Source organism: Bacillus sp. 7894-2, assembly GCF_002272225.1.
Classification (GTDB): Bacteria; Bacillota; Bacilli; order Bacillales; family Cytobacillaceae; genus Cytobacillus.
Genome location: NZ_NPDG01000089.1, coordinates 62,702 through 78,800, shown reverse-complemented (window position 1 = coordinate 78,800; position 16,099 = coordinate 62,702). Strand labels below are relative to the sequence as shown.

Annotated in this window: 11 protein-coding genes; all 11 read left to right on the top strand. The window is 43.8% G+C overall.

Annotated elements, in window-relative coordinates:
* Positions 1–63: 63 nt before the first annotated feature.
* The 11 genes from CHI10_RS13635 (at position 64) to meaB (ending at position 16,003) form a co-directional block, all read left to right on the top strand.
* Positions 64–2,127 carry a sigma-54 interaction domain-containing protein gene (locus CHI10_RS13635; protein WP_095244795.1) on the top strand — a complete coding sequence of 688 codons (2,064 nt, stop codon included), beginning with the start codon at positions 64–66 and terminating at the stop codon, positions 2,125–2,127.
* Between the two features lie 182 nt (positions 2,128–2,309).
* Positions 2,310–3,212: a phosphate butyryltransferase gene (yqiS, locus tag CHI10_RS13630; protein ID WP_095244794.1), complete on the top strand. Its 903-nt coding sequence runs from the start codon at positions 2,310–2,312 to the stop codon at positions 3,210–3,212.
* Between the two features lie 81 nt (positions 3,213–3,293).
* Entirely contained in the window at positions 3,294–4,388 is a 1,095-nt protein-coding gene (gene bcd, locus CHI10_RS13625) for a branched-chain amino acid dehydrogenase (protein WP_095244793.1), read from the top strand.
* Between the two features lie 174 nt (positions 4,389–4,562).
* A complete protein-coding gene (gene buk / locus CHI10_RS13620; protein ID WP_095244792.1) occupies positions 4,563–5,672 on the top strand; it encodes a butyrate kinase in 1,110 nt (369 codons plus the stop codon).
* A 14-nt stretch (positions 5,673–5,686) separates the two neighbouring features.
* Entirely contained in the window at positions 5,687–7,108 is a 1,422-nt protein-coding gene (gene lpdA, locus CHI10_RS13615) for a dihydrolipoyl dehydrogenase (protein ID WP_095244791.1), read from the top strand.
* A gap of 78 nt (positions 7,109–7,186) precedes the next feature.
* Complete coding sequence (locus CHI10_RS13610) at positions 7,187–8,182, top strand: thiamine pyrophosphate-dependent dehydrogenase E1 component subunit alpha (protein ID WP_095244790.1); 996 nt, start codon at positions 7,187–7,189, stop codon at positions 8,180–8,182.
* Positions 8,183–8,194: 12 nt separating this feature from the next.
* Complete coding sequence (locus CHI10_RS13605; RefSeq protein ID WP_035330022.1) at positions 8,195–9,178, top strand: alpha-ketoacid dehydrogenase subunit beta; 984 nt, start codon at positions 8,195–8,197, stop codon at positions 9,176–9,178.
* 130 nt (positions 9,179–9,308) lie between these two features.
* Positions 9,309–10,640 (top strand): dihydrolipoamide acetyltransferase family protein, encoded by a 1,332-nt coding sequence (locus tag CHI10_RS13600; protein WP_095244789.1) that lies wholly within the window; start codon positions 9,309–9,311, stop codon positions 10,638–10,640.
* A gap of 199 nt (positions 10,641–10,839) precedes the next feature.
* Positions 10,840–12,702: a methylmalonyl-CoA mutase subunit beta gene (locus tag CHI10_RS13595; protein WP_095244788.1), complete on the top strand. Its 1,863-nt coding sequence runs from the start codon at positions 10,840–10,842 to the stop codon at positions 12,700–12,702.
* Positions 12,692–14,884, top strand: coding sequence for a methylmalonyl-CoA mutase (scpA, locus tag CHI10_RS13590; RefSeq protein WP_095244787.1), 2,193 nt, complete (start codon positions 12,692–12,694; stop codon positions 14,882–14,884). Before CHI10_RS13595 ends, scpA begins: the two co-directional genes overlap by 11 nt.
* The gene (gene meaB, locus CHI10_RS13585; protein WP_095244786.1) at positions 14,885–16,003 is read left to right on the top strand and encodes a methylmalonyl Co-A mutase-associated GTPase MeaB; all 1,119 of its coding nucleotides are present in this window, start codon (positions 14,885–14,887) and stop codon (positions 16,001–16,003) included.
* Positions 16,004–16,099 lie beyond the last annotated feature (96 nt).

The following is a 16,099-nucleotide window of genomic DNA, read 5'->3' as shown; positions in this document are numbered from 1 at the left end:
TGAAGAATATTGCAGAAGTTTCTATTGATTATGCAAGAATTTTCAATGAAAGCAGGTATGACTATGCAAACAGTGATGATTGTCGGTGCGGGAAAAGGCGGTACCGCCATCCTAAAAATAATAAAAGAAACGGCAGTTCTGGATGTAAAAGCCATGGTGGATATCGACCCTGATGCCGAAGGGCTTCTGCTCGCTAATGAAAGCGGCATCCCAACCGGTGCTGATTGGCGACAGTTCATGGAACAAGATATTGACATCATTATTGAAGTTACCGGAATTGAGCAGGTGTTTATCGACATTAGGGAAGCCAGAAGCAAAAATACAGTTCTAATACCTGGAAGTGTAGCTTTTTTAATCGCGAAATTACTTGAGGAAAAGGAAGAGCTGATTTCGAAATTCAGAAATGAAACATACAAGCATGACTTGATTTTTAATTCGACCGATGATGGAATGATTGTAATAAATAACCTAACTGAAATTATAGTCTTTAATCGCAGTGCGGAGAGAATGACAGGAATAAAGAGAAAAGACGCTTTAGGGAAAAAAATTAATGAAATCATTACCGACAGCATGCTTCCCAGAGTTATGGCGACAAGGAGAATTGAAGCGAATCAGGAAATGACTTTAGCTAATGGCCTCAAGATTATTACGACAAGAATACCTATGCTCGGTGAAAATAACGAATTAATGGGTGCCTTTGCCGTTTTTAAGGATATTACAGAAGTAGTTTCACTTGCGGAAGAAATAACGAATTTGAAGGACATACAGACGATGCTTCAGGCAATTATTCAATCAAGTGAGGAAGCCATCTCAGTTGTTGATGAAAATGGGAAAGGGATTTTGATCAATCCGGCATACTCCAGGCTTACAGGTCTGGAAGAGGAAAAGGTAATCGGAAAGCCTGCTACAGCAGATATATCAGAAGGTGAAAGCGTTCATATGAAGGTCCTTCAAACGCGAAGAGCAATGAGAGGTGTGGCCATGAGGGTCGGACCAAAGAGAAAGGATGTAATTGTAAACGTTGCGCCTGTTATTGTTGATGGGAAATTAAAAGGGAGTGTTGGTGTTATTCACGACGTTTCGGAAATTCAAAATCTGAACCGTGAATTAAACCGGGCCAGACAGATTATTCGTACCCTGGAAGCGAAGTACTCATTCGAGGATATAATTGGAACATCTGAAGAGATGACCATTGCAATCGAACAGGCGAGACTTGGAGCTAAAACTCCTGCCACAGTATTGCTGAGAGGAGAGTCCGGGACAGGTAAAGAGCTATTTGCCCATGCTATACACAATGCAAGCGACCGAAAATATAACAAGTTTATCAGGGTAAATTGTGCCGCTTTATCAGAATCTCTTTTGGAAAGTGAATTATTCGGTTATGAAGAGGGGGCATTCTCGGGTGCAAAAAGAGGTGGCAAAAGAGGTTTATTTGAGGAAGCTGATAAAGGCAGTATTTTTCTGGATGAAATTGGCGAGCTGACAGCTAACACTCAGGCGAAGCTGCTCAGGGTTCTTCAGGAACATGAAATTACAAGAGTGGGAGGGACCAAGCCTATTTCAATTGATGTCCGGATTATTGCCGCGACCAATGTCAATTTAGAAAAAGGAATTGCAGACGGCACCTTTAGGGAAGACTTATACTACAGGCTGAATAGAATGCCCATACATATTCCTTCTTTAAGACGCAGGAAGGAGGATATTCCTTTGCTGTGCAGCAGACTTATTCAAAAGATAAACCAGGAATATGGACGGAATGTAGAAGGTGTGACAGAACAAGCAGTTGATAAGCTAATGGCCTATAATTGGCCGGGGAATGTGAGGGAACTTGATAATATCCTGGGCAGAGCCATCATTTTTATGAATTACAACGAAACGCAAATAGAAGAACTGCATATTCCGGATCTGGGTGCCAATAATCCGTCACCCACTATTGAAGTAAGTGAAGAAGTGCAAAATAAATCATTAAATCAGATGGTTGAGCAATATGAGGCAAGGGTAATCAAGCAAACTCTTCAAAAGCTGGATGGAAATAAAACTAAGACAGCTAAAATGCTTGGACTCTCAGTCAGGAACCTTTACTACAAATTGGAGAAATACGAAATTGCAAAACCTGGCATGCAATAGATTTCATAGTGCGCAATAAATTGCACACTTTAGTTTGGTGAATAAAGCGTTTTCACGGTTATTAAAGTTGGCACACTTCTTGCAAGTATAATAAACGGAAGAACATCAAGAAAATGGCGTCGATCATTTTAAGTTTCCTGAACCTAAGACGCCTGCGCTTTTCATGTAAGGGGGTTGAACAGATGACATTGGATTCGCTTCTAACGAAAGCAACCCAATATGGTGAGAAAACGGTAGCCGTAGCTGCAGCGGAAGACGAAGAGGTTCTCGAAGCAGTTGCTGAAGCAATTAAGCTGAACTTAGCAAGTTTTTTATTGTTCGGGGATGAAGGGAAAATCCGGAAAATCCTGAACGGGAAGCATAGAGAAGCATCAGAAAGCCCTAAAGTTGAAGTCGTTCATACAGACTCGGCAGCGCATGCAGCGGAATTGGCAGTAAGGGCTGTGAAGGAACAGAAGGCCAATGTGCTGATGAAGGGTAATATCCCGACGGCAGGCATTTTAAAAGCTGTCTTAAATAAAGAATTTGGCTTAAGAACAGGAAATGTTTTATCGCATGTGGCTGTTTTTGAGGTCCCAGGTTTTGAGCGGTTTACAATCGTAACGGATGCAGCTATGAATATTGCACCTGATCTTAATCAAAAAGCACAAATATTGAAAAATGCAGTTCATATTGCAAGAAGCATAGGGATTGAAAATCCTCTGGCAGCTCCGATTGCTGCAGTCGAGACGGTTAATCCTGCTATGCAGGCTACTTTGGATGCTGCTGCATTAACTCTTATGAACCAAAGAGGGCAGATTAAAGATTGTATAGTCGATGGTCCTCTGGCTCTGGACAATGCCATTTCTTTTGAAGCAGCTGAACATAAGGGAATCAAAAGCAAAGTTGCCGGACAGGCAGATATTTTATTGGTGCCGACTATAGAAGTTGGAAATGCTTTATATAAATCACTTGTCTACTTTGCAAAAGCAAAAGTAGGAGCTGTTATAGCAGGAGCAAAAGCGCCAATCGTTCTTACTTCAAGGGCTGATTCGGCTGAAAGCAAGGTTTATTCATTGGCTTTAGCGATATGCTCAGCAAAGTAATTCGCTGATAATAAAGCATTAAAATAAAAAATATTAATCAAACTAACATAAATTTTTTATAATCCGGGGAGGAAACAGAACATGGAAATCTTCAAATACTTAGAAACTTATGATTACGAACAAGTGGTGTTTTGCCAGGACAAACAATCAGGCCTAAAAGCTATTATTGCTATTCATGACACTACTTTAGGTCCTGCGCTTGGCGGTACACGCATGTGGACTTATGAATCTGAAGATGCAGCTATTGAGGATGCTTTGCGCCTTGCACGCGGCATGACTTATAAGAATGCTGCAGCAGGCTTAAACCTTGGCGGCGGTAAAACAGTTATTATCGGCGATCCGCGCAAAGACAAAAACGAAGAGATGTTCCGTGCTTTCGGACGTTACATCCAAGGATTAAATGGACGCTATATTACTGCAGAGGACGTAGGCACAACTGTAGCTGATATGGATCTGATCCATGAGGAAACAGATTATGTAACAGGTATTTCACCTGCCTTTGGTTCTTCGGGCAACCCTTCACCAGTTACAGCTTATGGCGTATACAGAGGAATGAAGGCAGCAGCAAAGGCTGCATTCGGAACTGACTCTTTAGAAGGCAAAACAATTGCCGTTCAGGGTGTTGGAAACGTAGCGTTCAATCTTTGCCGTCATCTGCATGAAGAAGGTGCACAGCTAATTGTAACAGATATTAATAAAGAAGCAGTTCAGCGTGCGGTTGAAGAGTTCGGGGCTAAAGCAGTTGAACCAAATGAAATTTATGGTGTTGAATGTGATATTTATGCACCATGTGCTTTAGGTGCAACAGTTAATGATGATACAATTCCACAGCTGAAAGCAAAAGTAATTGCCGGAGCTGCCAACAATCAGCTTAAAGAAACCCGCCATGGTGATTTAATCCATGAGATGGGCATTGTTTATGCACCTGATTATGTAATTAATGCAGGCGGAGTTATCAATGTTGCAGATGAGCTGTACGGATACAACCGTGAACGTGCAATGAAAAAAGTTGAAACTGTATACAATAATATTGAAAAAGTTATTGATATTGCTAAAAGGGATGGAATTCCGACATATAAAGCGGCTGACCGCATGGTTGAGGAAAGAATCGAAAGAATGCGTAATTCGCGCGGACAATTCCTCCAAAACGGCCATCATATCCTGAGCCGCAGATAGTTTTTAGGAGGAAGAGGAATTTAGCCTGTTTTCCTGAAATGCAAAGCGCTGAATTATGAATTCAGCGTCTTTGCCTTTAAAAGCATAGTAGAAAAAATGCAGCGGCAGATAAAGTACCCTGAGTAAGAGTATGCTTTTACAAGGGAGATTTCCGCTCTTTATGGAGGTTTAAACGTGCTAGAACAAGAACATCGAATTCTCGTCATCAATCCGGGATCCACTTCAACTAAGATTGGAGTTTTCGATAATGAGATCTCTGTCCTGGAGAAGACATTACGCCATGATGCAGATGTCATTAACTCTTATGAAAGTATTATCGATCAGTATGAATTCCGCAAGCAGACCATTTTAGAGACGCTGGATCATGAAGGAATCAATATTTCCAAATTAAGTGCAGTGTGCGGACGCGGCGGGCTGCTTCGCCCAATTGAAGGAGGCACGTATTCTGTTAATGATGCTATGCTTGGGGATCTTCGTGCCGGTTTTGCTGGTCAGCATGCTTCTAACCTTGGCGGAATCCTGGCATATGAGATTGCTTCGGGTTTAAATATTCCATCGTTCATTGTTGATCCGGTTGTGGTTGATGAACTGGACCCAATTGCCCGTATTTCAGGCTTTTCAATGATAGAAAGAAAAAGTATTTTCCATGCTTTGAATCAGAAAGCTGTTGCAAGGAGAGTGGCAAAGGAGCTCGGCAAAAAGTATGAGGAGCTTAACCTGATCGTCACACATATGGGCGGAGGTATTACTGTTGGCGCTCATAAAAAAGGCAGAGTAGTGGATGTCAATAACGGACTTCATGGAGACGGGCCGTTCAGTCCGGAACGGGCAGGTACAGTACCTGCCGGTGATCTGGTTGGACTTTGCTACTCCGGCAGCTTTTATCGTGAAGAAGTGATGAAGAAGCTTGTGGGACAAGGCGGTCTCGTTGGTTACCTGGGAACAAATGATGCCGTAAAGGTTGAAAAGATGATTGAAAACGGAGATGAGAAAGCAAAGCTTGTCTACTCCGCAATGGCTTATCAGGTGGCTAAGGAGATCGGTTCTGCCAGTGCAGTGCTTGGCGGAAAGATTGATGCCATTATCCTTACAGGAGGTCTTGCCTATGGCAAGGGCTTTGTAAAAGAAATCAGTGAGCGGATTAACTGGATAGCAGATGTCATCGTCCAGCCTGGTGAAAATGAGCTTCAGGCACTGGCGGAAGGTGCACTTCGCGTCCTGCGCGGTGAAGAGACTGAAAAAGAATATCCCGGAAAAACAGCTGGGAAAGCAGCATTGAAATAGAAGGGGGAAGCAACTTGGCACAGGAATATGATTTGGTGATTTTAGGCGGAGGCACAGGCGGTTATGTAGCAGCCATCCGTGCTTCACAGCTTGGTTTAAAAACGGCAATCGTTGAAAAAGGAAAACTTGGAGGGACTTGCCTTCATAAAGGCTGCATACCAAGCAAGGCGTTATTAAGAAGTGCTGAAGTGTTTGCAACTGCAAAGCACAGTGAAGATTTTGGCGTAATGACAAGTGATGTATCAATCAATTTTGGTAAGGTACAGGAACGAAAAAACAAAATCGTTGATCAGCTTCATAAAGGTGTTCAGCATTTGATGAAGCAAGGCAAGATTGATGTTTTTGAAGGCACAGGCCGAATTCTTGGACCTTCTATTTTCTCTCCAATGCCAGGGACAATTTCTGTTGAAATGAACAATGGGGACGAAAATGAAATGCTGATCCCTAAAAATGTTATTGTAGCAACTGGATCTCGCCCCCGCACCCTTCCAGGATTGGACATTGATGGAAAACTGGTCATGACTTCGGATGAAGCTTTAGCTTTGGAAGAAGTGCCAAGCTCCATTATCATTGTTGGCGGCGGAGTCATCGGCATCGAATGGGCTTCGATGTTATCAGACTTTGGTGCTGATGTAACAGTAATTGAATATGCTGACCGCATTATTCCTACAGAAGACAAAGAAATTTCAAAAGAAATGCAGCGCCTTATGAAGAAAAAAGGAGTCAAAATTGTTACTGGAGCAAAGGTTCTTCCTGAAACCCTTCAGAAAGGTGAAGGAGTAACGATTTCAGCTGAAGTAAAAGGTTCCCAAAAGGAATTTACCGCTGAGAAATTGCTTGTTTCAGTGGGCCGTCAGGCAAATACAGAAGGCATTGGCATTGAAAATACGGATATTCAAATTGAAAAAGGATTTATTGCCGCAAATGAATACTTCCAGACAAAGGAATCTCATATCTATGCGATTGGCGATGTCATTGGCGGACTTCAGCTGGCACATGTTGCTTCTCATGAGGGAATTGTTGCAGTGGAGCATATTGCAGGCCAGGATCCTTCTCCAATTGACTACAGCCTGGTTTCTAAATGCATTTACAGTTCACCGGAAGCAGCAAGTGTAGGATTAACAGAGGATGAAGCAAAGGAAAAAGGCCATAATGTGAAAACTGGCAAATTCTCATTCCGTGCAATCGGAAAGGCGCTTGTATTTGGCGAATCCGACGGGTTTGTAAAAATTGTGGCAGATCAAGATTCCGATGATATTCTTGGTGTCCATATGATCGGCCCTCACGTAACAGATATGATTTCAGAAGCAGGCCTTGCACGCGTTCTTGATGCAACTCCATGGGAAGTAGCACATACTATCCACCCGCATCCGACGCTATCTGAAGCAATAGGTGAAGCTGCCCTTGCTGTAGATGGGAAAGCAATCCACGGATAAAGATTCGATTAAATAAAATAAGTCCAAGTCTCCAATTGGAGACGGGGCTGATACATATTAGCTTAGGAGGTTGTATAAATGGCTGAAAACCGTCATAAAGATTTAGGTTTAAGTGATGAGAAAGTTCTTGAAATGTATGAGACGATGCTGTTAGCCCGCCGTCTTGATGAGCGCATGTGGCTTTTGAACCGTGCTGGAAAAATCCCATTTGTTATTTCATGCCAGGGGCAGGAAGCTGCGCAGGTAGGTGCCGCGTTTGCTCTTGATCGCGAGAAAGATTATGTTCTTCCATATTATCGTGACATGGGTGTTGTTTTAACATTTGGCATGACCGCAAGGGAATTAATGCTGTCAGGGTTTGCTAAAGCGGAAGATCCAAACTCAGGCGGACGCCAAATGCCTGGACACTTCGGCCAAAAGAAAAACCGAATCGTGACAGGGTCTTCTCCTGTTACTACACAGGTGCCTCATGCTGTTGGTGTCGCCCTCGGCGGAAAGCTTGAAGGGAAGGACCTGGTTACTTTTGTAACATTCGGTGAAGGCTCTTCTAACCAGGGAGATTTCCATGAAGGTGCGAACTTTGCAGGTGTTCATAAACTTCCTGTTATCTTTATGTGTGAAAATAATAAATATGCAATCTCTGTTCCGATTGAAAAGCAGCTTGCTTGCGAAAATGTGTCTGACAGAGCTATTGGCTATGGTATGCCAGGTATAACAGTTGACGGAAACGATCCGCTTGAAGTTTATAAAGCTGTGAAAGAAGCAGCAGACAGAGGCCGCCGCGGAGAAGGTCCGACATTAGTCGAAACCGTTTCATACCGTTTAACACCACACTCATCTGATGATGATGACCGAAGCTACCGTGCTCCTGATGAAGTGGCTGAAGCAAAAACAAAAGATCCGATTATTACTTTTGGCGCCTATCTGAAAGAAAATGACGTTATGGACGATGCGATTGAAAAGGAAATCAATGACCGGGTTATGAAACTGGTAAACGAAGCAACTGATTATGCTGAAAACGCTCCATATGCAGAAGCGGAATCTGCTTTAAAGCATGTATATGCTGAACAGTAAGGGGGAGAGAATATGGCTGTAATTTCTTATATCGATGCGGTGACTATGGCAATCCGCGAGGAAATGGAAAGAGATCCAAAGGTATTTGTTTTAGGTGAAGACGTAGGTAAAAAAGGTGGCGTATTTAAAGCGACACAAGGACTATATGACAAATTTGGCGAAGACCGCGTAATTGATACTCCTCTTGCTGAATCAGCGATTGCAGGGGTTGGAATCGGTGCAGCAATGTATGGAATGCGTCCAATTGCAGAAATGCAATTTGCCGACTTCATTATGCCGGCTGTTAACCAGATTATTTCAGAAGCGGCACGCATCCGCTATCGTTCAAATAATGACTGGAGCTGTCCGATTGTAGTACGTGCACCATATGGCGGCGGTGTTCATGGAGCACTTTATCATTCCCAGTCTGTCGAAGCTGTATTTGCTAATCAGCCGGGACTTAAGATTGTTATGCCTTCTACCCCTTATGATGTTAAGGGTTTATTGAAAGCAGCAATCCGTGATGAGGATCCGGTGCTGTTTTTTGAACATAAGCGCGCATATCGCCTGATCAAAGGTGAGGTTCCTGATGATGATTATGTGCTGCCAATCGGAAAAGCAGATGTAAAACGCGAAGGTGAAGATATCACGGTCATCACTTATGGCCTATGCGTCCATTTTGCTCTTCAGGCTGCAGAAAGACTTGCTAAAGATGGCATTTCAGCGCACATCCTGGATTTAAGAACGGTTTATCCGTTAGATAAAGAAGCAATTATTGAAGCTGCTTCTAAAACAGGAAAAGTGCTTCTTCTTACTGAGGATAATAAAGAAGGCAGTATCATGGGCGAGGTTGCTGCGATTATTGCAGAGAACTGCCTGTTTGAGCTGGATGCACCGATCAAACGCCTTGCCGGTCCTGATGTGCCAGCAATGCCTTACGCTCCAACTATGGAGAAATACTTTATGGTTAACCCTGATAAAGTAGAAAAAGCAATGCGTGAATTGGCTGAATTTTAATAACAACATCTTAGTTAATAAAAATGGAAAGCTCGCAGAGGGTGCGGCTCTCAGGCTGGACTTCATTCCGGATCAGCTGCACCTGCTGCATGACCCGCAAATTGCGGGCAGCTAGAAGGAGGTTACTCAGGTGGCTATTGAACAAATTAAAATGCCCCAGCTTGGGGAAAGTGTTACTGAAGGGACAATCAGCAAATGGCTGGTTTCCGTTGGTGATAAAGTAAATAAATATGATCCGCTTGCTGAAGTAATGACTGACAAAGTAAACGCGGAAGTACCGTCCTCTTTCACTGGTGTAATCAAAGAATTGATTGCAGAAGAAGGCGAAACGTATGAAGTGGGCCAGGTGATTTTGACAATCGAAACCGAAGGCGGCGGGGAAGCTGCTCAAGATGCGCCAGCAGAGACAAAAGGAGAGGATAAGACTCCGGCTGCACCTTCAGCCTCAGCGCCTTCTGCACCAGCGGCACCTGTTAAAGCAGCGGATGCTCCAAAAGGAGTCCGTTATTCACCTGCAGTCTTAAGGCTTTCTCAAGAGCATGGAATCGATTTGAACCAGGTGACAGGTACTGGCGGCGGCGGACGCATCACCCGTAAAGATCTTATGAAAATCATTGAGTCCGGAGATATTCCGACAGCTGCAGCAGCTGCGGCTGCACCGGAAAAGACAGAAGCGCCAGCACAGGAAGCTGCATCTGCACCTTCCCAGCCTGCAGCATCCAAACAGGCGGCGCCAGCACCTAATGTACCGGTAATGCCAGGTGATGTTGAAATCCCTGTTACCGGAGTGCGTAAGGCGATTGCTGCCAATATGCTCCGCAGCAAACATGAAGCACCTCATGCCTGGACAATGATGGAAGTGGATGTTACGAATCTTGTTGAGTACCGCAACAGCATTAAAGGGGAGTTCAAGCAAAAAGAGGGCTTTAACCTTACATTCTTTGCTTTCTTCGTAAAAGCAGTTGCACAGGCCCTTAAGGAATTCCCGCAGATTAATTCCATGTGGGCAGGAGATAAGATCATCCAGAAGAAGGATATCAATATTTCCATTGCAGTAGCAACAGATGACGCGTTATTCGTTCCGGTCATCAAAGCGGCGGATGAAAAGACGATTAAAGGTATTGGCCGTGAAATTAATGATCTTGCCTTAAAAGTGCGTACAGGAAAACTGACTTCTGCTGAAATGCAGGGTGGAACTTTCACTGTAAATAATACCGGATCATTCGGTTCCGTACAGTCCATGGGCATTATCAATTATCCGCAGGCGGCAATTCTTCAGGTTGAATCCATTGTGAAACGTCCTGTTGTCATGAACAATGGCATGATTGCTGTCCGTGATATGGTTAACCTTTGTATGTCACTTGATCACCGTGTGCTTGACGGCCTGGTATGCGGACGCTTCCTGCAGCGCGTGAAGGAAATTCTGGAGAACACATCTAAAGAAAATACATCTATTTATTAATAAGTAAAATGACCGCTGCCCTGCTTTGGGACAGCGGTTTCTTATTGTTCATTGCTTGTTTCTTCTTTGTATACTAAAATAGATGTATGGAGAATTTAGAATTTTATTATAATTTTCTTGCGGCATTGTTTCTTAATAGAAACGGGTCCGCTGCCGCATGAGGGGAGGGAACGCTGTCAGCAACAAGGACAGCCTAATTATGTCATTAAAGAAAATGATTAAAGAAAAATTCCCGCAGCAGACTAATGAGTACTGGGAGCAAAGTGCAGAAAAAGCTCTTAAAGGGAAATCCTTAGAAACATTATCACGAAATACATATGAAAACATAAAATTGAAACCGCTTTATTCCAGAGAAGACCTGAACGAAAACCCTTTAACTCAGTATCCTGGCGCAGAAGACTTCAGAAGGGGTTCATATGCTTCCGGATACCTGGGAGAAGAATGGAGGGTTGCACAGAAAGTTAGTGCCTCAGCTTCTGAAGAGCTGGCAGAAAAACTCCTTGCTGCTGTTGCGAAGGGGCAGACAGCGCTAGCTTTCCAGCCAGAACAGTTAACAAACCCAGAGAAGATCAGCATCGCTGTAGGAGAACTTTATAAAAAATATCCTTTCAGTGTGGATGCCGGCCAAAGTCACCGTCAATTAATAGAAGAACTTTCGAGATTAAATGAAAGCGAAAAAATCACAGGATATATTGCTGCAGACCCGCTTGCGTTTGCTGCTGCAGACAAAATGAACGATCGCTCAATCGATGAGCTATATGAAAATTTGAATGAAACGGCCAATGCGGCAGCTGAACATATGCCAAGCCTCAAAACCATCATGGTAAATACGGCTGTTTATCATAATGGAGGCGCGAATGCCGTCCAGGAACTTGCTTTTGCACTGGCAGCAGGAGTAAACCACCTGCAGTATTTTCTTGGAAAAGGCAAAAAAATTGAAGAAATTCTATCCAAAATGCTATTCAAATTTTCTGTTGGCTCAAACTTTTTTATGGAGATTGCCAAGCTTCGTGCGGCAAAGGTTATATGGGGCAAAGTTGCAGAAGCATATGGAGCTGAGAGAGAAAGTAAAAAAATGGTCATTTCAGCAGAAACGTCCTCATTTACTAAGTCTGCTTATGATTCTTATGTTAATGTGCTGAGAGCAGGGAATGAAGCATTTGCAGCAGTATTGGGAGGAGTCCAATACCTGCATGTCAGTCCGTATAATGAACCGGAAGGAGCACCCTCTCCTCTTTCAGACAGAATTGCCCGAAACACCCAGCTCATTCTAATGGAAGAGGCGCATCTGCTGAAGGTCTCTGACCCGGCGGGCGGCTCCTGGTATGTGGAGCATCTGACGAATGAACTGATTGATAAAGCCTGGGAACTTTTCCTTGAGATAGAAGAGCTTGGAGGAATGGCTGAAGCCCTACAGACAGGGTGGGTTCAAAATCAGATTTCCCAAGTTCATGAGAAGAAGAGGAAAGATGTTCATACAAGAAAACAAAGTATCATTGGAACAAATATTTATGCTAACCCTGATGAAAAGCCGCTTCAAATAGTGGCCGAAACCATAGAAAACAGCAAGGGTGATATCAAGCCAATTCCGCAGGTTCGGCTTTCAGAGTCCTTCGAAAGTTTGCGGAATTTATCGGAAAGATTAAAGGAAAAGGGAATAAATCCTCAAGCAGGGCTAATCTGTCTGGGAGAATTGAAGAATCATAAGGCCCGTGCTGATTTTATTGCAGGCTTCCTGGCACCCGGAGGGGTTGAGGCAGTCAGAAGCGGCTCTGTAGAGAACCTTGAAGATGCTAAAGCATTTATCCAAGAAACAAACTGCAGGCATTATTTTATTTGCGGTTCAAACGACCAATATGACAGCATGGCTGTTCCTTTAGTTAAACAACTGAAAGAAGCTTTCCCGTCAGCTGCAATCTATTTAGCCGGCCTTCTTGAAGAGAGGAAAAGGGACGAATTTAAAGGTGCTGGAATCAGCGGATACATTCACGTGAAAAGCGATTGCTATGAAACTCTCTTGACTATTCTGAACGAGATGGAGGTGGCAAACAGTGGCCAATAAACCGGATTTTAAAAGCCTGGATATTCATAAAGTAAAACAATCATCAAAGGATGACTGGAAAAGAAAAGCGGAGGAAGAAATCAATTCATCCATCGATCATCTTCTCTTTGAAACTAACGAGAGAATAAAAATAAAGCCGCTATACACAAATGAAGACCTAAAAGATATGGAGCACTTAAACGATAAGCCGGGGCTTCCTCCATATACAAGGGGACCTTATTCAACCATGTATGTGAACAGGCCCTGGACTGTCCGTCAATATGCCGGATTTTCTACTGCAGAGGAAAGCAATGCATTCTACCGCCGCAATCTTGCCATGGGGCAAAAGGGTTTATCAGTCGCTTTTGATCTTGCCACCCATAGAGGCTATGATTCTGATCATCCAAGAGTCGAAGGGGATGTAGGGAAAGCTGGCGTGGCCATTGATTCCATCCTGGACATGAAGACACTGTTTGATGGGATCCCTTTAGATCAAATGTCTGTATCGATGACGATGAATGGCGCAGTTTTGCCTGTTATGGCTTTCTATATCGTCACGGCGGAAGAGCAGGGAGTAAGCCAGGAGAAGCTTTCGGGAACGATCCAGAATGATATTTTAAAAGAATATATGGTGCGCAACACCTATATCTACCCGCCGGAAATGTCTATGAAGATCATTGCCGACATATTTGAATATACATCAAAATACATGCCGAAATTCAATAGCATCAGCATCTCAGGCTATCATATGCAGGAAGCGGGTGCACCAGCAGATATTGAGCTTGCCTATACGCTCGCAGATGGACTTGAATATGTAAGAACCGGACTTAAAGCCGGAATCGATATTGATTCCTTTGCACCGAGACTTTCGTTTTTCTGGGCTATCGGCATGAACTATTTTATGGAAGTGGCAAAAATGAGGGCAGCCCGCTACATTTGGGCAAAAATGATGAAGACCTTCGAACCCGGTAATCCGAAATCAATGGCGCTTAGAACGCATTCTCAAACCTCAGGCTGGAGCTTGACCGAGCAGGACCCATTCAATAATGTAACAAGGACTCTTATTGAAGCGCATGCAGCAGCGATGGGGCATACTCAATCTCTTCATACGAATGCATTGGACGAAGCCATTGCATTGCCGACGGATTTTTCAGCCCGTATAGCGAGAAATACACAGCTGTACCTTCAGGAGGAAACAGGTATCACCAATGTAATTGATCCATGGGGCGGTTCTTATTATGTAGAAGCATTAACAGATCAGTTAATTAAGAGAGCCTGGGAGCATATTGAGGAAATCGAGAATCTTGGCGGAATGGCCAGGGCAATTGAGACAGGATTGCCAAAAATGAGAATCGAAGAAGCTGCCGCCAGAAGGCAGGCACAAATCGATTCCGGAAAAGAAACCATTATTGGTGTGAATAAATACCGGCTTGAAAAAGAAGAGCCGATTGACATTCTGGACATCGACAATACAGCTGTACGATTAAAGCAAATCGAAAAGCTGGAGCGGCTGAAGGCCTCCCGCGATAATGAGAAAGTTGCTGAGGCCCTGGAGGCTATTACAAAAGCTGCTGAATCAGGGGAAGGCAACCTTCTTGAGCTTGCAGTAAATGCAGCGAGGGTTAGAGCTACTCTTGGCGAAATTTCCGAAGCAATTGAAAAAGTGGCCAGCCGCCATAAAGCGATTATTCGTTCAATCAGCGGCGTTTACAGTTCTGCTTTTTCCAATGAAGAAGAAATTGCAGAAGTAAAGCAGATGACAGATGAATTCCTCGAAAACGAAGGAAGAAGACCGCGGATTCTAATTGCCAAGATGGGACAGGATGGCCATGACAGGGGAGCAAAAGTCATTTCAACAGCCTTTGCCGATCTTGGTTTCGATGTTGATATCGGCCCTCTATTCCAGACTCCGGAAGAAACAGCTCTTCAGGCGGTCGAAAATGACGTTCATGTCATTGGCATCAGTTCACTTGCTGCAGGCCATAAAACTCTTCTGCCGCAGCTTGCTGCTGAACTGAAGAAACTGGATAGGGAAGATATTATTGTTGTCATCGGCGGGGTTATTCCGGCACAGGATTATCAATACTTATATGAGCATGGTGCTTCTGCCATTTTTGGCCCGGGCACCGTCATTCCAGTGGCTGCCCAAAAGGTCATCAGAGAGATATACAGCCGTCTCGGGTATGAGGAAGTGACCCAGTAAATGGCAGAGGATAAAAAACCGGAATGGTTTGATGAAGAAAAGGCAGAAAATTTTACAAGCACCGTGCGCAGTGGTGTGGATTCAGGTGAGCAGAAGCAGAAATTCGAGAAAATAGGCAGGTTTCAAAAAAAATCTGCCTCCCTGCCTGATCTTGACGTTCTTGAAGAAGGAATCATGAGTGGCAGCAGACCTGTTCTTGCACGAGCGATCACTCTGATTGAAAGTAACGCAGAGCATCATTTTCACCATGCACAGGAACTCCTGCACAGGCTTCTGCCTCATTCAGGGCGATCGCTCAGGATTGGGATAACCGGAGTGCCGGGGGCAGGAAAGAGCACGTTCATTGAATCTTTTGGGACATACCTATGTAATGCGGGTTTAAAAACAGCTGTGCTGGCCGTTGATCCAAGCTCAAGCTTGAGCGGCGGCAGCATCCTTGGCGATAAAACAAGAATGGAGCAGCTATCAAGAAACCCGCGTGCTTTCATAAGACCTTCTCCTTCAGCAGGGAAACTGGGAGGTGTCCACAGAAAAACAAGAGAGACCATGCTTCTGTGTGAAGCAGCAGGCTTTGATGTTATTCTCGTTGAAACCGTCGGTGTGGGACAAAGTGAAGTCATTGTCAGGGAAATGGTGGACTTCTTTATGCTTTTAACACTGACTGGGGCAGGGGATGAACTGCAGGGAATGAAAAAAGGCATTATGGAACTGGCTGATGCGGTAATTGTCAATAAAGCCGATGGAAGCAATAAGAAATTGGCCGAAAAAACAAAAGCAGAGTATAACCGTATCCTTCACTTTCTTCAGCCAGCTACTAAAGGATGGCAAACGAAAGCTTATACCTGCTCTTCTGTCTTTAATGAAGGCATTTCTGAGATCTGGAATGTGATCAAAACGTTTGAAAATACGGCAAAGACATCAGGAGTTTTTGAAGAAAGAAGAAGGCTCCAGACAAAACAATGGATACACTCCATGATTCTGGATCAGCTTCAGTTCAGCTTTTTTTATCATCCTGACATAAAACCGCTTCTTCCAAAAATCGAAAACGAGGTCATAGCAGGGAACAGGACGGTTACATCTGCAGTTGAAGAATTGTTTAATGTTTATACAAAAAGATAGAGCTTTCTGTTTCGGGCAGGCTTTTCCTGAAGGCAAAAAAATGGCCAGTGCCTTGCGGGCACTGGCGAATCTAGGGAGTTTAGGGGTATGGATCTA